The sequence below is a fragment of the Caballeronia sp. GAWG1-1 genome (assembly GCF_023631465.1).
In the GTDB taxonomy this organism is placed as follows: domain Bacteria; phylum Pseudomonadota; class Gammaproteobacteria; order Burkholderiales; family Burkholderiaceae; genus Caballeronia.
Genome location: NZ_JALQDB010000025.1, coordinates 197,668 through 220,487 on the forward strand (window position 1 = coordinate 197,668; position 22,820 = coordinate 220,487).

Annotated in this window: 21 protein-coding genes; 15 read left to right on the plus strand and 6 right to left on the minus strand. The window is 61.6% G+C overall.

Going from position 1 to position 22,820, the window contains the following annotated elements; translation table 11 throughout:
- The first annotated feature begins 144 nt into the window (after positions 1 to 144).
- From NCT03_RS15355 to NCT03_RS15380, 6 genes are all read left to right on the plus strand, one after another.
- The gene (locus tag NCT03_RS15355; RefSeq protein ID WP_250493034.1) at positions 145 to 1,071 is read left to right on the plus strand and encodes a hypothetical protein; all 927 of its coding nucleotides are present in this window, start codon (positions 145 to 147) and stop codon (positions 1,069 to 1,071) included.
- Positions 1,072 to 1,333: 262 nt separating this feature from the next.
- A complete protein-coding gene (locus NCT03_RS15360; protein ID WP_250466395.1) occupies positions 1,334 to 1,486 on the plus strand; it encodes a hypothetical protein in 153 nt (50 codons plus the stop codon).
- 424 nt (positions 1,487 to 1,910) lie between these two features.
- Positions 1,911 to 3,089: a quaternary amine ABC transporter ATP-binding protein gene (locus tag NCT03_RS15365; RefSeq protein WP_250466396.1), complete on the plus strand. Its 1,179-nt coding sequence runs from the start codon at positions 1,911 to 1,913 to the stop codon at positions 3,087 to 3,089.
- On the plus strand, positions 3,082 to 3,984 hold the full coding sequence (gene choW, locus NCT03_RS15370) for a choline ABC transporter permease subunit (protein WP_244829016.1): 903 nt from the start codon (positions 3,082 to 3,084) through the stop codon (positions 3,982 to 3,984). The genes NCT03_RS15365 and choW overlap by 8 nt, the downstream gene beginning before the upstream one ends.
- Before the next feature lie 7 nt (positions 3,985 to 3,991).
- Positions 3,992 to 4,984 (plus strand): GlxA family transcriptional regulator, encoded by a 993-nt coding sequence (locus tag NCT03_RS15375; protein WP_250493035.1) that lies wholly within the window; start codon positions 3,992 to 3,994, stop codon positions 4,982 to 4,984.
- Positions 4,985 to 5,075: 91 nt separating this feature from the next.
- Positions 5,076 to 6,011 carry a choline ABC transporter substrate-binding protein gene (locus NCT03_RS15380; RefSeq protein ID WP_250466400.1) on the plus strand — a complete coding sequence of 312 codons (936 nt, stop codon included), beginning with the start codon at positions 5,076 to 5,078 and terminating at the stop codon, positions 6,009 to 6,011.
- Positions 6,012 to 6,014: 3 nt separating this feature from the next.
- On the opposite strand, the gene NCT03_RS15385 is transcribed toward NCT03_RS15380, so the two are convergent.
- The 3 genes from NCT03_RS15385 to NCT03_RS15395 form a co-directional block, all read right to left on the minus strand.
- Positions 6,015 to 6,779, minus strand: a complete 765-nt coding sequence (locus NCT03_RS15385; RefSeq protein WP_250493036.1) for a class II aldolase/adducin family protein — start codon at positions 6,777 to 6,779, stop codon at positions 6,015 to 6,017.
- 48 nt (positions 6,780 to 6,827) lie between these two features.
- Positions 6,828 to 7,916 carry a GlxA family transcriptional regulator gene (locus tag NCT03_RS15390; protein ID WP_244829020.1) on the minus strand — a complete coding sequence of 363 codons (1,089 nt, stop codon included), beginning with the start codon at positions 7,914 to 7,916 and terminating at the stop codon, positions 6,828 to 6,830.
- A gap of 113 nt (positions 7,917 to 8,029) precedes the next feature.
- Positions 8,030 to 8,344, minus strand: coding sequence for a hypothetical protein (locus NCT03_RS15395; protein WP_250466403.1), 315 nt, complete (start codon positions 8,342 to 8,344; stop codon positions 8,030 to 8,032).
- A 395-nt stretch (positions 8,345 to 8,739) separates the two neighbouring features.
- On the opposite strand from NCT03_RS15395, the gene NCT03_RS15400 reads away from it, so the two are divergent.
- From NCT03_RS15400 to NCT03_RS15440, 9 genes are all read left to right on the plus strand, one after another.
- Entirely contained in the window at positions 8,740 to 10,134 is a 1,395-nt protein-coding gene (locus NCT03_RS15400) for an L-serine ammonia-lyase (RefSeq protein WP_250493037.1), read from the plus strand.
- A 31-nt stretch (positions 10,135 to 10,165) separates the two neighbouring features.
- Positions 10,166 to 11,410: a sarcosine oxidase subunit beta family protein gene (locus NCT03_RS15405; RefSeq protein WP_244829023.1), complete on the plus strand. Its 1,245-nt coding sequence runs from the start codon at positions 10,166 to 10,168 to the stop codon at positions 11,408 to 11,410.
- 23 nt (positions 11,411 to 11,433) lie between these two features.
- Entirely contained in the window at positions 11,434 to 11,736 is a 303-nt protein-coding gene (locus NCT03_RS15410) for a sarcosine oxidase subunit delta (RefSeq protein ID WP_244829024.1), read from the plus strand.
- Positions 11,733 to 14,735 carry a sarcosine oxidase subunit alpha family protein gene (locus NCT03_RS15415; RefSeq protein ID WP_250493038.1) on the plus strand — a complete coding sequence of 1,001 codons (3,003 nt, stop codon included), beginning with the start codon at positions 11,733 to 11,735 and terminating at the stop codon, positions 14,733 to 14,735. Before NCT03_RS15410 ends, NCT03_RS15415 begins: the two co-directional genes overlap by 4 nt.
- Positions 14,725 to 15,378, plus strand: coding sequence for a sarcosine oxidase subunit gamma (locus NCT03_RS15420; protein ID WP_250466411.1), 654 nt, complete (start codon positions 14,725 to 14,727; stop codon positions 15,376 to 15,378). Before NCT03_RS15415 ends, NCT03_RS15420 begins: the two co-directional genes overlap by 11 nt.
- Positions 15,375 to 15,809, plus strand: a complete 435-nt coding sequence (locus NCT03_RS15425) for a dihydroneopterin aldolase (protein ID WP_250466413.1) — start codon at positions 15,375 to 15,377, stop codon at positions 15,807 to 15,809. The genes NCT03_RS15420 and NCT03_RS15425 overlap by 4 nt, the downstream gene beginning before the upstream one ends.
- Before the next feature lie 11 nt (positions 15,810 to 15,820).
- Positions 15,821 to 16,084, plus strand: coding sequence for a hypothetical protein (locus NCT03_RS15430; protein WP_244829028.1), 264 nt, complete (start codon positions 15,821 to 15,823; stop codon positions 16,082 to 16,084).
- Between the two features lie 126 nt (positions 16,085 to 16,210).
- Positions 16,211 to 17,629: an MFS transporter gene (locus NCT03_RS15435; protein WP_244829029.1), complete on the plus strand. Its 1,419-nt coding sequence runs from the start codon at positions 16,211 to 16,213 to the stop codon at positions 17,627 to 17,629.
- A 198-nt stretch (positions 17,630 to 17,827) separates the two neighbouring features.
- On the plus strand, positions 17,828 to 19,417 hold the full coding sequence (locus NCT03_RS15440) for a glycerol-3-phosphate dehydrogenase/oxidase (RefSeq protein WP_250493039.1): 1,590 nt from the start codon (positions 17,828 to 17,830) through the stop codon (positions 19,415 to 19,417).
- Positions 19,418 to 19,433: 16 nt separating this feature from the next.
- Here the strand turns inward: NCT03_RS15440 and NCT03_RS15445 are convergent, their stop codons facing one another.
- The 3 genes from NCT03_RS15445 to betA all read right to left on the minus strand — a co-directional run bounded on the left by NCT03_RS15445 (position 19,434) and on the right by betA (position 22,813).
- Positions 19,434 to 20,621: a porin gene (locus NCT03_RS15445; protein WP_244829031.1), complete on the minus strand. Its 1,188-nt coding sequence runs from the start codon at positions 20,619 to 20,621 to the stop codon at positions 19,434 to 19,436.
- Positions 20,622 to 20,654: 33 nt separating this feature from the next.
- Complete coding sequence (locus tag NCT03_RS15450) at positions 20,655 to 20,792, minus strand: hypothetical protein (RefSeq protein WP_250493040.1); 138 nt, start codon at positions 20,790 to 20,792, stop codon at positions 20,655 to 20,657.
- 278 nt (positions 20,793 to 21,070) lie between these two features.
- Positions 21,071 to 22,813, minus strand: coding sequence for a choline dehydrogenase (gene betA, locus NCT03_RS15455; RefSeq protein ID WP_250493041.1), 1,743 nt, complete (start codon positions 22,811 to 22,813; stop codon positions 21,071 to 21,073).
- Between the last annotated feature and the right edge of the window lie 7 nt (positions 22,814 to 22,820).

The window sequence follows — 22,820 nt, forward strand, 5'->3', positions numbered from 1 at the left end:
GCATCGCCCGCGCGGCGCAAGACATGCACGAACACGATGTGGGATAAGCCGCCGCGCCGTGCGACAATGCCGCCTCTCGAAAATCATTGCCGAACCGCATGTGCGCATTTCGCGCCGGTTGTCCCGGTCACCGCCTTTCGACCTATGCCAGATCCTGCTGTTAAGCGTCACCGCCATACCTTCGATACACCCGCCGACGCCGTCGCTCCTCTCACGCGACCGCGCCGTGGCCGCACCGCCGAGGCGTCTTCGGCCGACAGCGCCGACACCGAAAAGAAACTCGCGCGCGCCGTGCGTTCGGCGCAGCGTCTTGCCCAGTTGAGCGCAACGCAGCGCTGCGCGGGCGAGACGCTCGATCTCTTCGCCGAAGACGCCGAGCGCGCCAACCTTCAGGCGCTGAACACCGACATTCGCCAGGGCACGTTCGAAGGCTTCGAACTGCCGGACGTGTTTTTGGCGGCGGTGCAATCGAATGGCGCATTGGCCGTGAACAAGCGGATGGCGCCGCGTTCGGAAGCCGCGCCGCATCCGGCATCGGTTCAGGACGAGCTTCTCGTCGTGGCCGAAGGCGATGAAATCGACGCTGCGCCGCCAACTCATGCGCCAGGCGAACTTGCTGCATCGATCGACTCGCATTCCGCGGATATCGTCGCAGGTTCATTGAGCGCCGCGCTCGTTGATGCACGCATTGCGCACGAGGACGCGTCCTTCGACCCGGTGCTGGATCGCGCACGCGTGACGGCGTTCACCGACACCATCGACGCGTTACGCGCCGTGATCTCGGAGCAGCGCGGATCGACTGCCGCGCACGCCCGCCGCATGAAGACGCTGCTGACGATCATCGTGTGCGTCACGCTGCTGACGGTGGCGACCGGCGTCGTGCAAACGGTCGTGCTGATGCGTATGGGTCGCGACACCACGTTGCAGCAGGAGCGCATGGAGCAACTCATGCTCCATCAGCAGGCGACACTTGCTTCTCTCTTCGACGCGGATTCCGAAACCGCCGCCATTAACGGCCCTACGAATAGAACGATGGCGCCTACGGTCCACTCGCAATGTCACACGCGCTGATTCCCGCCAAAAACTGTTACTTTGACGCGACATTCCGTCTCAAGACGGACTGTCGCGTAATTTTTTTCGTCACTTTCTGCGTGCTTGCCGGAAGGCCGTCTCCGAGCTGTCCCCGTTTTCGCGAGAAACAGTCACACTAAAGAATGTAGAAAAACTACCAATTTGTTCGGTCGTAAATTTTGCATTGCACTAGGAATAGCTAAGGGCAAACCCTATAATCGGTCCTAAGGGAAAACCCTCTTATCACCAACCGGAGTTTGACATGAGCTACCTCTTCGCCTTGCTGCAAAAATTCGCTTCGCTGTTCGAATCGCCGCACCTGCCGATGGACAGCGACTACTCGTATCAAGCGCGTTTCCGTGAATCCGAGCGTCAACGCAAGTCACGCGGTACCGCTTTCGGCGTTCGTCTGTAATGCGTAACTAATGGCGGTGCGGGACAACCACAAATAGCAATGCGAGACGGCCTGACGCCGTAGACCCCGCCCGCCGATTAGTCTTAAGTTTGTAGTTTTTCTAGCGGATTCTCGCTGACTTTCCGCCTTTAAGATCGCCCCGACCGAGCAATTCGGCCGCACGATCATCCTTCTTCCCCGCATCTGCATCGCAAACGCGCGAACACTTGTTCTTGCGCGACACGCGCAATTCGCCGAATCTTGTCCATTCGACGCCAAAAAATCCTTGCGTCACAAGGGCTTACCCGCGCCCGTCCAGAATCCTCCTTATTCCATTGTCGTATTTCGACATGCAGTTGTCGCAAATAGTCGGCTAGCGATACTTTTTTCTGGCAACTATGTATGCACAGCGCGGACGCACGTCCGCCACGCTATGGAGATTTCGATGAATTCCCCAAAGGTAGTAGTCGAAGGGCTATGCAAGGTGTTCGGCAACAGCCCCAAGCAGGCGATCGACATGCTCGCCGGCGGCGCGACGAAAGAAGAAGTCTTTGCGCGCACCGGGCAGATCGTCGGCGTACATAACGTTTCCTTCGACGTCAAGGAAGGCGAGATTTTCGTGCTCATGGGCCTTTCCGGTTCCGGCAAATCGACGCTGATCCGTTTGATCAACCGTCTCGTCGATCCCACCGCCGGCAAGGTGCTGATCGATGGCCGCGACGTGGCGGCCGTGCCGCGCTCGGAACTCACGGCGTTGCGCCGCAAGGACATGAGCATGGTGTTTCAGTCCTTCGCGTTGATGCCGCAGCGCACCGTGCTTTCGAACGCCGCGTTCGGTCTGGAAGTCGCGGGCGTCGGCAAGAAGGAACGCGAGAAGCGCGCGATGACCGTGCTCGAACAAGTCGGCCTTGCATCGTTCGCACAGAAGTTGCCAGCGCAACTATCGGGCGGGATGCAGCAGCGCGTGGGGCTTGCGCGGGCGCTGGCGGTGAATCCCTCGCTGATGATCATGGACGAAGCGTTCTCCGCGCTCGATCCGCTCAAACGCAAGGAAATGCAGAACGTCCTGCTCGACTTGCAACGTGAGCAGCAGCGCACGATTCTCTTCGTCTCGCACGATCTCGAAGAAGCCATGCGTATCGGCACGCGCATCGCGATCATGGAAGGCGGCCGCGTGGTGCAGATCGGCACGCCGCAGGAAATCATCCAGAACCCCGCCGACGACTACGTGCAAGCGTTCTTCGACGGCATCGACACCAGCCGCTATCTGACCGCCGGCGACCTCATGCAGACCGATGTCGTGCCGCTCATGAAGCATTCGCCGCAGATCGACGCATCGAGCGTGGCGGAGACGCTCAACGGCAGCGCGGACTATGCGTTCGTGCTCGACGGCGAGCGGCGCATTCGCGGTTTCGTCGGCCGTGATTCGAACGGCAATCCGGTGCCGCAGATCAATCACATCGAGTGTATCGAGCGCAACATGACGCTCGATGACGTCGTGCATCGCGTGGTCGCGAGTCCAGCGCCGCTGCCGGTGGTCGACGCCGAGGGTTTCTATTGCGGTTCGGTCAACAAGTCGAACGTCCTGAAGGTCTTAACCCGCCATCGAGGTTCCCATGTCTGAAATCATTCCGCTCGGTAGCTGGGTCGATCACGGCGTCCATTACCTGCTCGACCACGACGCCAAGACGTTCGATTCAATCGGCAAGGTCATCGAGAGCTTCGCCGCTTTCATCGAACACAGCCTCCAGGCCGTCCCGATGTGGGCGCTCATGGCCATCTTCGTCGGCATCGGCTTGTGGCGCGTGGGCTGGCGCTTTGCCGCCTTCACGTTGCTCTCGCTGTTGCTGATCTACGCGACCGGCTTCTGGGATCAGATGGTCATCACGCTCGGTCTCACGCTCTCGTCGACCTTCATCAGCCTGTTGCTCGGGATACCGCTCGGGATCTGGACGGCGAAGAGCAAGGTCGTTGAGATGGCCGTTCGTCCCGTGCTCGACTTGATGCAGACGATGCCCGCCTTCGTGTATCTGATTCCCGCCGCGATGCTGTTCGGCCTCGGCCGCGTGCCCGGCATTCTTTCGACCGTGATCTTCGCGATGCCGCCCGCGGTCCGTCTTACGTCGCTCGGTATCAAGCACGTGAACCGCGAGATCGTGGAAGCGGGTCAGGCGTTCGGCTGCACGCCGTGGCAACTGCTCTACAAGGTGCAGATTCCCAACGCGCTGCCTTCGATCATGACCGGCGTGAACCAGACGATCATGATGGCGCTGTCGATGGTCATCATCGCGTCGATGGTGGGTGCGGGCGGTCTTGGCAACGACGTGCTCGCGAGCATTCAGCGTCTGGATATCGGCCTCGGCTTCGAGAGCGGCTTGTCCGTCGTGTTGCTGGCGATCATTCTGGACCGTATCACCGAGAGCTTCGGCCGTTCGCCCGGCATGGCGCGCGCCCCGCTTCTTTCGGGCATTCGCAGCGTCATGAAGGTGCGCCGCGCACCGGCCGCGCAACAAGGCTGATGCGCTCATGAAACGCGACGCGCTCGTTCCGGCTGCCTTGGAATCGCCGTTGTCCAACCTCGCGCACTTCGGCTTCCTCACGCTGCCGAATTTCTCGATGATCGCGTTCACGAGCGCGGTCGAAGTGCTGCGCATGGCCAACTACGTCGGCCGCGCGCAGCACTACACGTGGTCGGTCATCACACCGGATGGCGAGCCTGCTCGAGCAAGCAATGGCATCACCGTGAAGCCGACCACGACGCTCGACGAAGCCGGCATGCCCGATGTGCTCATCGTCTGCGCGGGCTGGCACGTGACGGATCACGTGGACGATACGATCATCGAGCTATTGCAGCGCGTGCACGAAGCGGGCGTTCCGCTCGGCGGCATTTGCACTGGGCCTTATGCGTTGCTCGCGGCGAAGCTGCTCGACGGCTATCGCTGCACCGTGCACTGGGAAGACATGTCGCCGCTCAACAAGCGCTTCCCGCATGTGCGTTTTGCCGATGAGCTCTTCGTGATCGACCGCGACCGCATGACTTGCACGGGTGGCACGGCGCCGCTCGATCTCATGCTCAATCTCGTGAGCTTGCGGCTTGGCCAGGCGCATGCGGCGCAAGTGTCGGAGCAGTTCATCGTCGAACGCATTCGCTCTTCGACGGACTATCAGCACATTCCCGTCGATGCGCGCGTCGGCTTCTCGCGTGCCGAACTCGTCGAAGTGGTGCGCCTGATGGAAGCGAATATCGAAGAGCCGCTTTCGCTCGAAGAACTCGCGCGGCTCGTGCATCTGTCGCAACGACACTTGCAACGCATGTTCAAGATGTTCCTCAATGTATCGCCGACGCATTACTACTTGACGCTTCGCTTGCGGCGCGCACGCGAGTTGTTGCGCAACACGGATGCATCGATTGCACGCGTCACCAGCATCTGCGGATTCCATTCGCCTTGTCATTTCAGCAAGGCGTATCGCGCGCAATTCGGGCACGCGCCGAGTGTGGAGCGGCGTCTGTCTGCTTGACCTAATCGACATCGTTCTGGCTTCGCACGTTCTTCATGGACCGCGCGTGAGCCTCTCATCGTCAATTGAAAACAGCAACGGGAGATAAGGCATGAATCGTTCGTGGATCGCATCGTTTGCTTTCGCGGTAACTTGCGCTGCGAATGCGGCCGAACCCGCTGCATGTAAGAACGTGCGTTTCGCCGATGTCGGATGGACCGACATTGCCGCGACCACCGGGCTTGCATCGACGGTCCTGCAGGGACTTGGTTATAGCCCGACGAAAACGATCGCATCGGTGCCGATCACCTTCGCTGGCGTGAAGAGCAAGCAGATCGACGTGTTCCTCGGCTACTGGTCGCCGACCATGGATCCGATGATCGATTCGTTCAAGAAAGCGAATCAGGTGAAGGTGCTGCCGACGCCGAATCTCATCGGTGCAAAGTACACGCTCGCGGTGCCGGAATACGCGTACAACGGCGGCATCAAGACGTTCAGCGATATCGCGAAGAACTACGACAAGCTCGACGGCAAGATCTATGGTATCGAGCCGGGCAACGACGGTAACGCGCTCATCAAGAAGATGATCGACAGCAATCAGTACGGGCTCGGAAAGTTCAAGCTGGTTGAATCGAGCGAGGCGGGGATGCTTGTCGAAGTGAATCGCGCCATTCGCGACAAGAAGCCGATAGTGTTTCTGGGCTGGGAACCGCATCCCATGAACGTGCAGATGAAGATCGATTATCTCTCGGGCGGCGACGATGTCTTCGGCCCCAACTACGGCGAAGCGCGCGTGCTGACCGTGACGCCGACCGATTACGACACACGTTGCCCGAATGTCGCGAAGTTCGTATCGAACCTGCGGTTCACGACGGACATTGAGAATCACGTCATGCTGCCGATCATGAACAAAACCGACGCCAACAAGGCCGCGCGCGAGTGGTTGAAGCAGAATCCCGCGGTGCTCGATAAATGGCTCGCAGGTGTCAAAACCTTCGATGGCAAGGACGGGTTGCCGGCGGTGAAGGCTTATGTCGCCGGCAACTGAAGGTCAGGTGCGATAGTCCGTCTTGCCGCCCTCGATCATGCGCAAGGCGGCTTGCCATTGCAGCGCGATGATCCCTTCCGACTCGTCCCTGCGATACTGCGCGGCAGTCGTTTCGCAAACCTTCTGCGAAGGCAGATTCAGCTCGCCGCCGCCCGCGAGCGCACGCAGTTGAATCTCGCAGGCGCGTTCGAGGAAATACATCTCTTGAAACGCCGAGGGAATCGACGGGCCGCAAGTGAGCAGCCCGTGATTGCGCAAGATCATCGCGTTATGCAGGCCGAGATCGTTGACGAGCCGGTCACGTTCCGCGAGATCGAGCGCAATGCCTTCATAGTCATGGTAAGCAATGTGCCCGTAATACTTGAGCGCATGCTGGCTGATCGGCAAAAGCCCCTGTTTTTGCGCCGATACCGCCGCGCCCGCCGCCGTATGCGTATGCACGACGCACACGACATCGTGTCGCGCCATGTGAATGGCCGAGTGAATGGTGAAGCCCGCCGGATTGACGAGAAATTGCTCCGGATAATCCCGCGCCGCCGGATCCACCGCGCGTCCTTCGCTATCGATCAAAACAAGGTCCGACGCGCGCATCTCGTCGAAGAGCACGCCGTATTTGTTGATGAGGAAGTGATGCTCCGGCCCCGGCACGCGCGCACTGATGTGCGTGAAGATCATGTCGGTCCAGCGAAAATGCGCAATCACGCGGTAGAGCGCCGCCAGATCGCAACGCAGCGCCCATTCTTCCTTCGAATAACCGTGGTTCTCCATGCCGTTCCTCCTTGGGTTGTAAGCCGCGGATAACGTGGATAGATCGTGTTAGATCGCCTGTGCGCGGCCCGGGAAAGTCTCGTCGTAGTCCAGCGTCTGATTCTCTTCTTCGGCGTTGCCAGAGCCGCCTTGTTCACGATACATCATCGGCGGAAGACCGTATTGCTTGCGGAATTCGCGGCCGAGATGCGAGGCATCGGAAAAGCCGCAACTCGATGCAATATCCGCTACCGTCTTGTCCGAACTCGTGAGCAGCCACGCCGCCGTGCGCAAACGCACTTGCTTTGCGTAGGCTTGCGGCGCCTTGCCGGTTTCCGCCTTGAACAGACGTTCAAGCTGACGCGTTGAAAGGTCAAGCTTGTGCGCGAGTTCGTCGAGCGTGAGCGAGCGTCCCACGTGCTGTTCCATCAGCAGAATGGCGCGCTTGACCTTGGGATGCGTCGCCGGCGCAAGTCCCGGCGGATGCGGCTGAGGCGCGTTGCCCTTCTGCATGTCGTCGACGAGGAGAATGCGCAATGCCTTTTGCACCGTCGCGGTCTCGAAGTGACGCAGCAGGATGGCCGCCGCGACATCGATGGATGCGCGTCCGCCCGAACACGTAATGCGCCGCCTGTCGATCACGAAGAGCCGGTCCGCCACGAGCGCCTGCTCATCCACGTGCGGAAAGCGTTCGACGAAGTCCCAGTAGTGAAACCAGCTCACGCAGATTCGATGCCCTTCCAGCACGCCCGCACGCATCAGCGAGAACACGCCCGTGCACATGCCGACGATGGTTGCATCGAGCGCGGCGGCGCGGCGGATGAACTGCAAGGTGGCATCGCTTGCGGAGGGCCCCGAGTGCAAGAGACCGCCGACCACGACGACGTAATCGAAGTGCTCGGCCTGATCGAAAGTCTCCCACGGCGTGATCTGGATGCCGCAGCTTGCGCGCACGGGTGCGAGCGTCTCGCCAATCACGCTCCACGAACAGCGCACGGGGCGGCTGAAATCGCCTTCATCGGCGGAAAGGCGCAAGAGATCGACGAAACCGGAGAACGCGGTCAGCGTGAAGTTCGGCAACAGCACGATGCCGAAGCGAATACGCGATTTGGATTGACCGTCGATGGAAAGCGGCGGAAGCGATTCTGCGGGGTTCATGCGCGTGAAGTGCGGCGGCCTGGAAGTATGCCGCGAGCATATCACTCGTGCGTGGAGCACGGGCGCATGGTCAGAAATGAGAAGGGCCGCAATACGGCGGCCCTGAAGGAAGACTAGTTGCCCAGCACGGCGATGGCCCAGGCGAACGCCGAGCCGACGAGTGCGCCGGTGGTTCGACCGAGCAGGCTTGCGACGGTGTAGTCGGCCCAGCGCTGTTCGACTTCGGCCTTCAATACGCCGAAGTAACGCAAGGCGGGATCGACGCAACACGCGATCATCAACGCGGCCCAGGTGGGCGCTTCGCGCGTGAGAACGTGTTCGGGAGAAATGATGTCGATGGCCTGAAGCAAGCCGACCACCGCGGCGCCGACAATGAAAGCAAGAGTCCAGGATTTGAAGAACTGATCGGGAAGAGCAGAGCTTTGCATGGATACAGAAGACGAAGGAACAACAGGGAAACGAGCGACGCGTCAAGCCTTGAAGGGTGGCCGCTCACGGACTTAGGGAATATACCGAGACGTCCTCTTTCGGCCCGTAGGATCAGTCTCAAAAATCCCGCGATCTGCAACGAAGCTGCGCAAAAACGCGCCAACCTCGAAATGCTCTGCTACCGCGCGCGTTCGCGTGGCGGACTCATGCGGCGACTTTCGATCAAACGTCATGAACCTTGGTAAATCCGTCATTGGGGCGAGCGTTCCCGCGCGCTGACGCCGCCATCCCATTTCGATGCCGCTTTTGTTCTATCGGACGGATTTGCGGTTTGGTGCAATGAGCACAGTCGCGAAAGGTGGGCAAGCGGCCCATGATCCAACCAGGAATGCACATGAACGTCAGCGTTTTCGATCTGTTCAAGATCGGCATCGGTCCTTCCAGCTCGCATACCGTCGGGCCGATGATCGCGGCGTGCCGCTTCGCCTCGCACATCGAGGACGCGAATCTGCTTGGCTTCGTCACGCGGGTGCGCGCTGAACTGTTCGGCTCGCTCGGCGCCACCGGCAAGGGCCACGGCACCGACAAGGCCGTGCTGCTCGGCCTGGAAGGCAATCTGCCCGATCTGATCGATCCCGACCTGATCGCGCCGCGCCTCAAAGAAATTCGCGAGACGAAGCGCCTGATGTTGCTCGGCAAGCATGCGGTCGCGTTCGAAGAGCGCGAACACATCGGCTTTTATCGCAAGCTGATGCCGGGTGCGCCGGGATCGAGCATCGTGCATCCGAACGGCATGCGCTTTCAGGCGTTCGACGAGAACGGCCAGCTGCTCGTCGAGAAAGAATACTTCTCGGTCGGCGGCGGTTTCGTCGTGAATCGCGAAGGCGATCGCGTCAACGGACTGCGCGCGGGCGGCAGCGTGCCGTATCCGTTTCGCACCGGCGACGATCTCATGCGCGTGTGCAAGGAGACAGGTCTGTCTATCGCCGATATCACGTTGCAAAACGAATGCGCGAATCGCAGCGAACAGGAAGTGCGCGAGGGCATGCTCGCCGTGTGGCGCGTGATGGCGGCATGCGTCGAGCGCGGCTGCAAGGAACGCGGCGAGTTGCCGGGACCGATGCACGTCAAGCGTCGCGCGGCGGATCTTTCGTCGCAACTGCGCTTTCGTTCCGAAGAGTCGTTGCGCGATCCGCTTTCGATGCTCGACTGGGTCAACCTCTATGCAATGGCCGTCAACGAAGAGAACGCGGCGGGCGGCCGCGTCGTCACCGCGCCGACCAATGGCGCAGCGGGCGTGATCCCCGCCGTGCTGCACTACTACGTGAAGTTCATGCACGGCTCGAACGACGATGGCATCGTGCGCTTCCTTCTTACGGCAGCCGCCATCGGCATCATCTACAAGGAAACGGCTTCGATCTCGGGTGCCGAAGTGGGCTGCCAGGGCGAAGTGGGCGTGGCCTGCTCGATGGCCGCCGCCGCGCTGGCATCGGTCATGGGCGGCACGCCCGCGCAAGTCGAAAACGCCGCCGAAATCGGCATGGAACATAACCTTGGCATGACCTGCGACCCGGTGGGCGGCCTCGTGCAGATTCCCTGCATCGAGCGCAATGCGATGGGCGCGATCAAGGCCATCAACGCCGCGCGCATGGCGATGAAGGGCGACGGCCAGCATTACGTCTCGCTCGATTCGGTCATCAAGACCATGCGCGAAACCGGCGCCGATATGAAAACGAAATACAAGGAGACGTCGCGCGGCGGACTGGCCGTCAACGTCATCGAATGCTGAATTCAGTACGTCACGAAGGAAAGGAAACACCATGACCCGCTATTCGATCTTCAGCCTCTTGCGCAACGGCATGTCGTATCACGAGAACTGGGAGCGCCAGTGGCGAAGCCCCGAGCCCAAGCGCGAATACGACGTGGTGATCGTCGGCGGCGGCGGGCATGGTCTTGCGACGGCGTATTACCTGGCGAAGGAACACGGCATCACGAATGTCGCGATTCTGGAGAAGGGATGGATAGGCGGCGGCAATACCGCGCGCAACACGACGATCGTGCGCTCGAACTATCTGTGGGACGAATCTGCGGCTTTATACGAAAAGGCAATGAAGCTGTGGGAAGGCCTTTCGCAAGACCTCAACTACAACGTCATGTTCAGCCAGCGCGGCGTGATGAATCTCGCGCATACGCTGCAGGACGTGCGCGATACCGAACGCCGCGTGAACGCCAACCGTCTCAATGGCGTCGATGCCGAGTTCCTCACGCCCGCGCAGATCAAGGAAATCGAGCCGACTATCAATCTCAATAGCCGCTATCCGGTGTTGGGTGCGTCGATTCAACGGCGCGGCGGCGTCGCGCGTCACGATGCCGTGGCGTGGGGCTTTGCGCGCGGCGCGGATCAGGCGGGCGTGGACATCATCCAGAACTGTCAGGTCACGGGAATTCGGCGCGACGGCAGCCAAGTCACGGGCGTCGATACCACCAAGGGTTTCATCAAGGCGAAGAAGGTCGCGGTGGTCGCGGCGGGCAATACGACATCCCTTGCGGATATGGCCGGCGTGCGTCTGCCGCTCGAAAGCCATCCGCTGCAGGCGCTCGTTTCCGAGCCCATCAAGCCGGTGGTCAACACGGTCGTCATGTCGAACGCGGTGCACGCTTACATCAGCCAGTCCGACAAGGGCGATCTCGTGATCGGCGCGGGCGTCGATCAATACACGGGCTTCGGGCAGCGCGGCAGTTTTCAGATTATCGAAGGCACGCTGGAGGCTATCGTCGAAATGTTCCCGGTGTTCTCGCGTGTGCGCATGAATCGCCAGTGGGGCGGCATTGTCGATGTCTCGCCGGATGCTTGCCCGATCATCAGCAAGACGGATGTAAAGGGCCTCTATTTCAATTGCGGCTGGGGCACGGGCGGCTTCAAGGCGACGCCGGGCTCGGGCTGGGCGTACGCGCACACCATCGCGAAAGACGAGCCGCATGCGCTGAATGCGCCGTTCTCGCTGGAGCGCTTCTATACGGGTCATCTGATCGACGAACACGGCGCGGCTGCCGTGGCGCACTAATCGCACTTTAGGGAGTTAGGAACATGTTGCTGATCGAATGCCCCTGGTGCGGCCCGCGCGCCGAAAGCGAATTTTCCTGCGGCGGCGAAGCGGATATCGCGCGCCCGCTCGAAACGGACAAGCTCACCGACAAGGAATGGGGCGATTACCTCTTCATGCGCAAGAACTCGCGCGGCAAGCATCGCGAGCAATGGATGCATGCGCAAGGCTGCCGCCGCTGGTTCAAGGCGCAACGCGATACGGTTTCATACGAGATTCAGGGCTACGAGACGTTCGACCGTCCGCTTGCCGTGATGGACACGAATAACGGAGGCACGTCGAAATGAGCCAGAAAGACCGACTCGGCGCGGGTGGACGCATCAACCGCGCGATTGCGTTGACGTTCACCTTCAACGGCAAGTCGTACCAGGGTTTTCAAGGCGATACGCTTGCCTCCGCGCTGCTCGCCAACGGCCAGCATTTCGTTGCGCGTAGCTGGAAGTATCACCGGCCCCGCGGCATCGTCACGGCAGGTGTGGAAGAGCCGAATGCCGTCGTGCAGTTGGAAACCGGCGCGTACACGGTGCCCAATGCGCGTGCCACCGAAATCGAGCTATATCAGGGACTCGTCGCGACGAGTGTGAATGCGAAGCCGAGCATCGAGAACGATCGCATGGCCGTGAATCAGAAGATCGCGCGCTTCATTCCAGCGGGCTTCTACTACAAGACCTTCATGTGGCCGCGCAAATTCTGGCCGAAGTACGAAGATGTGATTCGCGATGCAGCGGGTCTCGGCAAGGCGCCCGAGCAACGCGACGCGGATCGTTACGACAAGTGCTTCGCGCATTGCGACGTGCTCGTGGTCGGCGGCGGTCCTTCGGGACTCGCGGCGGCGCATGCGGCGGGTTTGTCGGGCGCGCGCGTGATTCTCGTCGACGATCAAAGCGAACTCGGCGGCTCGTTGCTCTCGTGCCGCGCGGAGATCGATGGCAAGCCCGCGCTGCAATGGGTGCAGAAGATCGAAGCCGAACTGCGCAAAATGCCCGACGTGAAGGTACTTTCGCGCAGCACGGCGTTCGGCTATCAGGATCACAACCTCGTGACCATCACGCAGCGTCTGACCGAGCATCTGCCGGTGTCGTTGCGCAAGGGCACGCGTGAACTGCTGTGGAAGGTGCGCGCCAAGCGCGTGATTCTCGCGACGGGCGCGCACGAGCGGCCTGTCGTGTTCGGCAACAACGATTTGCCGGGCGTGATGATGGCTTCCGCCATATCGACGTATCTGCATCGCTATGCGGTGTTGCCGGGACGTCGCGCGGTCGTGTTCACCAACAACGATGACGCGTATCAATGCGCGCTCGATCTGAAGGCGGCCGGCGCGGACGTCACGGTCGTCGATCCGCGGCCGGCGGAAACGAAAGGCGCGTTGCCTGCTGCCGCGCGTCGCTATGGCGTGCGTGTCATCAACGATGCGGTCATCACGGCGGCGCACGGCAAGCTGCGCGTGTCGTCAGTGGAAGTCGCGGCTTATGCGAAGGGGCAAGTCGGCGCGAAGCAGTCCGACCTGCAATGCGACCTCGTGGCGATGTCGGGCGGCTGGAGTCCCGTGTTGCATCTCTTCGCGCAATCGGGCGGCAAGGCGCACTGGCACGAGGATAAAGCCTGCTTCGTCCCCGGCAAGGCCATGCAACTGGAAAGCAGCGTGGGCGCATGCGCGGGCGAGTTCTCGCTGGCGCGCGGCATCCGCTTCGCACTCGATGCGGGCGCCGACGCAGCGCGCGCGGCAGGGCTTATCGTCGCGCGGCCGAATCCGGTGCAAGTGGCCGAGATCACGGAAGCGCCGTTGTTGCCGTTGTGGCTCGTCGGTGGACGCGAACTCGCGACGCGCGGCCCCAAGCAGTTCATCGACTTCCAAAACGACGTCTCCGCCGCCGACATCTTTCTCGCGGCGCGTGAAGGCTTCGAATCGGTCGAGCACGTGAAGCGTTATACGGCGATGGGCTTCGGCACCGATCAAGGCAAGCTCGGCAACATCAACGGCATGGCGATTCTCGCGCAAGCTCTGAACAAGACGATTCCCGAGACCGGCACGACGACCTTCCGCCCGAACTACACGCCGGTTTCCTTCGGCACGTTCGCGGGCCGCGAACTGGGCGAGTTTCTCGATCCGGTGCGCAAGACGGCGGTTCACGAATGGCACGTTCAGAACGGCGCCGCGTTCGAGGATGTCGGCAACTGGAAGCGTCCCTGGTACTACCCGAAGGCGGGCGAGGACATGCACGCGGCAGTCGCGCGCGAATCGCTCGCAGTGCGCGAAAGCGTCGGCATTCTCGATGCATCGACGCTCGGCAAGATCGACATTCAAGGCCCGGATGCGGCTCAGTTGCTGAACTGGGTCTATACGAATCCGTGGAGCAAGCTCGAAGTCGGCAAGTGCCGCTACGGTCTCATGCTCGACGAAAACGGCATGATCTTCGACGACGGCGTGACCGTGCGCCTGGCCGACCAGCATTACATGATGACGACCACCACGGGCGGCGCGGCGCGCGTACTCACGTGGCTCGAACGCTGGCTGCAAACCGAATGGCCCGACATGCGCGTGCGGCTTGCCTCCGTGACGGATCACTGGGCCACGTTCGCGGTCGTGGGACCGAACAGCCGCAAGGTGCTGCAAAAGGTGTGTCACGACATCGACTTCGCGAATGCCGCGTTCCCGTTCATGAGCTATCGCGAGGGCACGGTGGCGGGTGCATCGGCGCGCGTGATGCGCATCAGCTTCTCGGGCGAACTCGCGTATGAAGTGAACGTGCCGGCCAATGTCGGACGCGCGGTGTGGGAAGCCATCATGGAAGCGGGCGCGGAATTCGACATCACGCCCTACGGCACCGAAACCATGCACGTGTTGCGTGCGGAGAAGGGCTACATCATCGTCGGCCAGGATACGGATGGCTCGATGACGCCTTACGACCTCGGCATGGGCGGGCTAGTCGCGAAGTCGAAGGACTTCATCGGCAAGCGTTCGCTCACGCGTTCGGACACCGCCAAGCCGGGACGCAAGCAGTTCGTCGGTCTGCTCTCGGACGATCCTTCGTTTGTCATTCCGGAAGGCTCGCAGATCGTCGCGGGTCCGTTCCAGGGCGACTCGGCGCCAATGCTCGGTCATGTCACATCGAGCTATTTCAGCCCTATTTTGAAGCGCTCGATTGCGCTTGCCGTGGTGAAGGGCGGTCTCGACAAGATCGGCGAGGCGGTCACCATTCCGCTTTCGAGCGGCAAGCAGATCAACGCAAAAATCACCAGTTCGGTGTTCTACGACAGCGAAGGAGCACGTCAGCATGTGGAATGAAACCAGAGGTTCCTCGACGGTCGTCGATCGCGTCACGGTTGGACAAGGGGTGTGGCAGGAGTCACCGCTCGTCGGCGCGGATGCGTTGCTGAAGGCGCATCAGGCGGGCTCGCCGAAAGCGTTTCGTCTTTCCGAGCGGCCGTTTCTCCAACTCGTCAACGTGCGTGGCGATACGCGCGATGCGGCCTTCGTGCAGGCCGTGCAAAGCGTGATTGGCTGCGCGCCGCCCGACAAACCGAACACCACCGCGCGCGGCAATGGCTACGACATGCTGTGGCTCGGCCCCGATGAATGGCTCGTGCGCTCACTGACCGCGCACGATGCCGCACGCCCCGCGCCGCTCGAAGCGAAGTTGCGCGACGCGTTCAAGGGCGCGTTCGCGGCAGCGGTGGATATCGGCAGCGGCTATACGGTGCTCGAAATCGATGGGCCGCGCACGCGCGATGTCCTTTCACGCGGATGCCCGCTCGACCTGCATCCGAAAGTATTCGGCGAAGGCCAGTGCGCGCAGAGTCATTACTTCAAGGCTTCGCTCACGCTCGTGCCGTTGGGCGGTGACCGCTTCGAACTGATCATCCGCCGCAGCTTCGCGGACTACTTCGTGAAGATCATGCTCGATGCCGCCGAGCCCTTGCTCGCATGAAGCCGTTCGAACCGCTTGCCATGGGCGGACAGGGCTGGCGCGTCGTCGTCGATGAACTGATGGTGACGACGCGCGTCGGCTTGTACGAGCATGAGCATCGTGCGCCGCAGCCGGTTGCTATCGATGCAAGCCTGCGCTATCGAAGCACGCCGCATGAATCGACGGATGGTCTTATCGATTACGAAGCGTGGTGCGACCGCGTGAGTGCGTTTCTCGAAACGAAGCCGCATACGCGTTTGCTCGAAACGCTCGCGATGGAAATCGCCGCCTTCTCCTTCGATGAATGGCCCGCGCTCGACGGTCTCACGCTCGCGTTGCATAAGCCCAAGATTCGCGAAGGCACGCGCCGTCTTGCGTTGGAACTCGACTGGCGTCGTGCCGATTTCGACGCGTGGCGCGCACAGAACGCAGCCGCGCTTCAAGCTTCCTGACCTTCACGACGATGACTTCATCGCGCGACACGGCGGCGTTGCTTTCCGAGCGCGCGGTCAAGGAGCGCGATGCGAACGCGGCGCTCGCGCTTCTCGAACGCAGCATTGCGTTGAAGCATCGGCGGATTGCGTTGATTCGCTATCTGCATGCGCAGTATCTCGACGCGCCGCTCGATGCGCGTCACCACGAGTACGTGAAGGCCATCGCTGCAAGGCTCAGCGTTGATGCGCTCATGCGTATTGCCGCGGCGGCGCGCGCACGCTATGACGCATGACGCGTACGTTCCATCCCGATGACGCGAATCTTCTATGTTGCGGATTTATGTCGGCGTCTACTGAAAACGCTTTTACTTCCGTACGCCACGTCCACGCGGTTAGCGCCGCATCGAGAGAGGGATGACATGTCCACCGCCACGCAATCGCGCGCGAGCGCTGCTGCACGGCTAGAACGCCTGCCGTTCTCCGGGTATCACCGCACCATTTTCATCATCATTGCCGTTGCGTTTTTCTTCGATTCGGTGGACCTCGGCACGATGACCTTCGTGCTCGGTTCGATCAAGACGGAGTTCGGTTTGTCGACCGCGACTGCGGGCCTCGTTGCAAGCGCAAGCTTCTTCGGCATGGTGCTCGGCGCGGCCGTCGCGGGCTTGCTTGCGGACCGCTTCGGACGCCGGCCCGTGTTCCAGTGGAGCATGGTGCTGTGGGGACTGGCGTCGTACCTGTGCTCGACGGCGCATTCCGTCGATGCGTTGATCTTCTATCGCGTGCTGCTTGGTATCGGCATGGGAATGGAGTTTCCTATCGCGCAGACGTTGCTCTCCGAGTTCGTGCCGACGGCGTCACGCGGCAGACTGATTGCGTTGATGGATGGCTTCTGGCCGCTGGGATTCATCGCGTCGGGCGTGGTGTCGTACTTCGTGTTGCCGCAGTTTGGCTGGCGCACCGAGTTTGCGTTGCTCGCAATACCCGCGGTGTTCGTGCTGATCGTGCGGCGCGTGGTGCCCGAGTCGCCGCGATGGCTCGAACATCACGGACGTATCGAAGAAGCGGATCGCGTGCTCGATGAAGTCGAGGCGAAGGTCATGAGGGCTAGCGGCTTGCGTGCGTTGCCTGCGCCTTCGATGCTGGCGGAACCGCCTGTCAGGAAGGGCTCCGGAGCGTTTCGTGAGATCTGGAGTGCGGCATACAGGCGTCGCACGATCATGGTTTGGGCGCTTTGGTTCTTTGCGTTGCTTGGCTTCTATGGATTGACGTCGTGGCTCGGCGCGTTGATGCAACAGGCCGGTTTTGCCGTGACGAAGTCCGTGCTTTATACGGTGCTGATCTCGCTTGGCGGCGTGCCGGGTTTCTTGTGTGCGGCGTGGCTCGTGGAACGGTGGGGACGCAAGCCGACTTGCATCGCATCGCTTTTGGGTAGCGGGTTGATGGCGTACTTGTATGGCCAAACCGCGTTGCATGCCGAAACGCCGACGCTCCTGATCTGCGCGGGACTTGCCATGCAGTTCTTCCTCTTCGCGATGTGGGCCGTGCTTTATACCTATACGCCAGAGTTGTATGGGACCGGCGCGCGCGCGACGGGGTCGGGGTTTGCATCGGCGATCGGGCGTGTCGGGTCGTTGATCGGGCCTTATGTCGTTGGCGTCGTGTTGCCGGTCTTCGGACAGGGCGGAGTCTTTTCGCTGGGCGCCGCCTGTTTTGTGGTGGCGGCGTCGGCGGTTTGGATTCTTGGGATCGAGACGCGCGGGCTCGCGCTGGAGACGCTGGTTTCGGAGGCGGAGGTGGTGGAAGGGAGCGGGGTGCTGGTTTCGGCTCGGGAGTGAGGAGTCGCGGCGCGGCCCACACCGATGATCCCGAAGGCCGATGGTACGATGTAAAAAAACGAACATCTCACTTCAAAACGAAAATCGGCGAGAGACGGGACAAAGCCAGCGTATGACACGTTTATTCTTGCCCGGACCCAAGCGGCAACCAGTCCCGCGCCATGTTGTTCGATCGGCCACGCGCGCGGGATTTCCCCGATGAACAAGCATCCCGCGCAGCCTGACATGCAGGCGATCACGCCGCCCGATCGCGCGACGCTCCTGCGCGAAATCGACCGGACCGCGTGCTGGGATATCGTGGTGATCGGCGGCGGCGCGAGCGGTCTAGGCACGGCTGTCGATGCCGCGTCGCGCGGCTATCGCACCTTGCTGCTCGAAGCGCGGGACTTCGCGAAGGGCACGTCGAGTAAGGCGACCAAGCTCGTGCACGGCGGTGTGCGTTATCTCGCGCAAGGCAACATCCCGCTCGTGCGCGAGGCTTTGCATGAACGAGGCCTGCTTGCACGCAATGCGCCGCATCTGGTGAACGCGCTGGGTTTCGTCGTGCCCGCTTACCGCTTAACCGACAAGCTGTTCTACGGCGCCGGCCTGAAGGTCTACGACCGGCTTGCGGGCGCATTGAATCTCGCGCCGAGTCGTGGTCTCGGTCTGCGCGAAACGCACGACAAGGCGCCCATGCTCGCCGGCAATCTGCAGGGCCGTGCGCTCCGTGGCGGCACGCTCTACTATGACGGCCAGTTCGACGACGCGCGCCTCGCCATTGCACTCGCGCGCACGGTTTTCGATCTCGGCGGCATCGCGCTCAACAATGCGGCAGTGCGCGGTATCGAGGTGGATCGCGAGGACAGGACGCATCGGATTGCCTTCGAAGACACCGAAACGGGCGATGCCTTCTCAGTGCGCGCCCGCTGCGTGGTCAACGCAACCGGCGTCTGGGTGGATGCCATTCGCGCAATGGACGATCCCCGCGCGCGTCCCATCGTGGCGCCGAGTCAGGGCGTGCATCTCACGTTGCCCGGCCGCTTCCTCAAAAGCGATAACGCCATTCTCGTGCCGAAGACGAAAGACGGCCGTGTGCTGTTCGTGGTGCCGTGGCATGGGCAGACTATCGTCGGCACGACGGATACACCGCAGAGCGACGTGCCGCTCGAACCGCGTGCAAGCGACGCGGAGATCGACTTCATCCTGAGTTCGGCGGCAGATTATCTCTCGCTCAAACCGACGCGCGACGATGTCTTGAGCGTGTGGGCCGGCCTGCGTCCGCTCGTGAAGGGCGATAGCGGCGCGTCGACGGCGGCGCTGTCGCGCGAGCATACGATCGAATCGAGTTCCACCGGAATGATCACGGTGACGGGCGGCAAGTGGACGACGTATCGACTGATGGCGGAACAAGTGGTCGATCTGGCCATTGCAAACGGTCTGTTGGCGGCTGCGCCATGCCGCACGCGCTCGTTGCCCTTGCATGGCGCAACGGGCGTGCAAAGCGGGTACTACGGTTCGGATGCGGGGATCGTCGAACGATTGCCGGGCGCGGACACGTTGCTCGTCGAAGCAGGCGGCCTGACCGAAGCGCAAACGCGTTTCGCGGTGCGCGCGGAGCTGGCGCGTTCGGTCGAAGACGTGCTTGCGCGCCGTAATCGCGCGCTCTTTCTGGATGCCGCCGCAGCACGTGCGGCGGCGCCCGAAGTGGCGCGCATCATGGCTCAGGAACTCGGCCGCGACGCTGCGTGGCAGTCCGCGCAAGTTGCCAGTTTCGAAGCCTTTGCCCGAAACTGGACCTTGCGTTGATGCGCTGAAGTGAGCGTCAGAACGCGTGCCGCATGCCGATCATCGCGATGAACTGCGACGGCCCGGACGACGGCGTGGTGTTCTGCGAATCGCCGACCACCGCGACTGCATCCGAAATTCTCACACGGCCCGCGCCATTCGCGATCAAAGACTGACCGCTCGCGTGCTGATAAGCCTGCAACGCGTAGAACGTGGTGCGCGCGGACAAAGCATACGTCTGCTCCAGCGAAATCTGTTGATAACGCGCCGGGTCATTCACGCCGTTCGACTTGCTGGCCCGTGTGTAGCTGTAGCCCGCCGCTGCGGCGAAAGCAGGCGTGAAACGATACGACGCAATCGCGCCGTACGAGTTGAACACGGCTTCGTCCGAGAACAATGAGTGCGCGCCCGGTGCGTATTGCACGTTCGAATAGTTCAGACCCACCATCAGGTCCTTGAGCGTGTAGCGCGCGGCAGCGGCGATCATCTGCACGCCGCCCGACGTGGCGTAGCCGTTGTTGACCGGCGAATTGTTGGCGAAGCTGCCGATGGCGCTGCTCGTCGCGACGTCTTTAAGGTGCACATAACCCGCTGCGATCGAGACGGGCTTGAAGTCGTAGCGCAACGCCGCGCTGAGGTTGGAGCCGCTCGCAATGCTGCCGGCTTCGCCGCCGAGCCCGGCTTGTGCGGCGAGCGTCAGACCCGCGATGTTCGGCGAGACATACGAGACCGAGTTATTGAAGCGCAGTGTGGTGTCGAGCGCATCGACATCGCCGGGATGTGCGCCGGTCGCGCCCGTGAGCGCGCTGGTCGGACCGAGCGCGCCGACGAGATTGAAGTAGGGCGTGTATTGCCGCCCGAGCGTCAGCGTTCCGTAACGGTCGTTGGAGAGACCGGCATAGGCTTGTCGATTGAACATGCCCGCGGAGCTTGCCGCTGCGCCGTTCAGGGAATTGAAGCCGCTCTCCAGACGAAACACGGCTTTTGTGCCGCCGCCGAGATCTTCCGCGCCCAGCAGGCCAAACTTACTCGCCTGCAAACTGCCTTGCGACATATACACGTTCGACGAGCCGCGCTGATTGCTGGCATAGGCGAAGGCGTTATCGACTACACCGTACAACGTGACGCTGCTCTGCGCTGCCGCCGATGCGGACACGACCGCCGCTGCGAGCGGCAGACACGCGATGGCAAGCGCGCGCGTGGATTGAAGCTTTGAGACTTGCATTGCTACTTCGGTCCTTCAGTTTAAAAGTGTTGATCAAATGTTGATGTTAAAGGTCAGATGTAGCCAACCCTGTTCGGTGCGCTCAATGATCCCCGTGCCATTCGTGCATGAAGCACGGCGCGCGTCGGAAGCGGGCACGCTGATGCGCACTTCGTTCTGCGAGCGCGGCATGTTACCTGCTCGTTCGACGGCGATTCGCAACGTTTCGTGGTCGCTGTGTATTCGCACGCGCTAGCGGCCTTGTTCGCCGCGACGCCATGCTTCGCTTTCGCCGTCACATTTATTTCCATTCGGTACGGCGACGGGAACGATTCGGAATACGAATGGGCTGCGATCGTAATAATTGAGATGAAGACGAGGCACTAGGGAAAACCATGCGTCGGATGCAAAGGTCGCCGCCGGTTATCGAGCCGAAGAGTTCGGCTCGGAGGAGGTTTCTCTGGAAATGCTCAGATGCGCGAGGTGGCGGAGTCGCTCGTCACGTCACTTTTCGCACGCTCGACCAGTTCCTTCTGCAACCAGCCGCTGTCGCGCGCGCGCTTGCCGTTCGCCACGAAGTACGGCGTCTCGACGCGTGGCAAGGCTTCGCGCCCGCGAATGCGATCCGCGATCTTTTCCGCGAGCATGATGGTCGGCGCGTTGAGATTGCCCGTCGTGATCTGCGGCATGATCGACGCATCCACTACGCGCAAGCCTTCCATGCCGTGCACGCGTCCTTCGGCATCGACCACGGCCATATCGTCGTAACCCATCTTGCACGAGCACGACGGGTGATATGCGGTCTCCGCTTTCGCGCGGATAAAGGCATCCAGATCCCGGTCGCTCATGCGCTCTGCGCCGGGATTCAACTCGCGTCCGCGATATTTGCTGAGCGCCGGCTGCTGCATGATCTCGCGCGTGATGCGAAGCGCATCGCGGAACTCGCGCCAGTCGAGCGGATCGGCCATGTAGTTGAAGAGGATGCCCGGATGCGCGTGCGGGTTGCGTGACGTGAGCTTGACGCGTCCACGGCTGGGCGATCGCATCGACCCGACATGCGCCTGAAACCCATGCATCTCGATGGCATTCGAACCGTTGTAATTGATCGCCACCGGCAGAAAGTGATACTGGATGTTCGGCCACGGATCGTCATCGCGCGTGCGGATGAAACCGCCCGCCTCAAACTGATTGCTAGCGCCTATGCCCGTGCCCTTCAGAAGCCATTCGAGCCCGATAGCAGGCTGATTACGCAGTTGCAGCGCGGGATAAAGCGAGACCGGCTCCTTGCATTCGTATTGCATGTACATCTCGAGGTGATCTTGCAGATTCTCACCGACTCCCGGCAGATCGTGCACCACGGGAATCTCGAGTTCCCTGAGCCAGCTCGAACGCCCGACACCGGAACGCTGCAGCAATTGCGGCGAAGCAATGGCGCCGCTGCATATGAGCACTTCACGCCGCGCATGCGCGCGCACGCGTTGCGCGCCATGCAGATAAGCCACGCCAGACGCGCGCTTGCCCGCGAACAACACACGGTCAGTAGTTGCATGCGTAACTATCTTGAGATTGCCGCGATGCTTCGCGTGATCCAGATAACCACGCGCCGTGCTCGCGCGCCTTCCGTTCGGCGTCACGGTACGATCCATCGGTCCAAAGCCTTCTTGCCGATAGCCGTTGAGATCGTCCGTACGCGGATAACCCGCCTGCACGCCTGCTTCGACCATCGCCGCGAAGAGTGGATTGTTGCCGGGTTTGCTGGTCGTGACATGAACGGGACCGTCGCCACCGTGATAATCGTTCGCACCGATATCGCGTGTCTCCGCTTTGCGGAAATACGGCAGACAGTCGAGATAGCTCCAGTTTGCAAGACCCGGCCGCATGGCCCAGTTGTCGTAGTCGAGCGCATTGCCGCGTATGTAGCACATGCCGTTGATGAGCGACGATCCGCCGAGTCCCTTGCCGCGTCCGCATTCCATGCGACGATCGTTCATATGCGGTTCGGGCTCGGTTTCATACGCCCAGTTGTAGCGCCGCCCTTGCAGCGGATAAGCAAGCGCCGCCGGCATCTGCGTGCGAAAGTCGAAGCGATAATCCGGGCCGCCCGCTTCGAGCAGCAGCACCGTCACGTCCTCGTCTTCGGTGAGACGCGAGGCAAGCACGTTGCCCGCCGATCCCGCGCCCACGATGATGTAGTCGTATTCCATCGCGCTCATCGAAAGC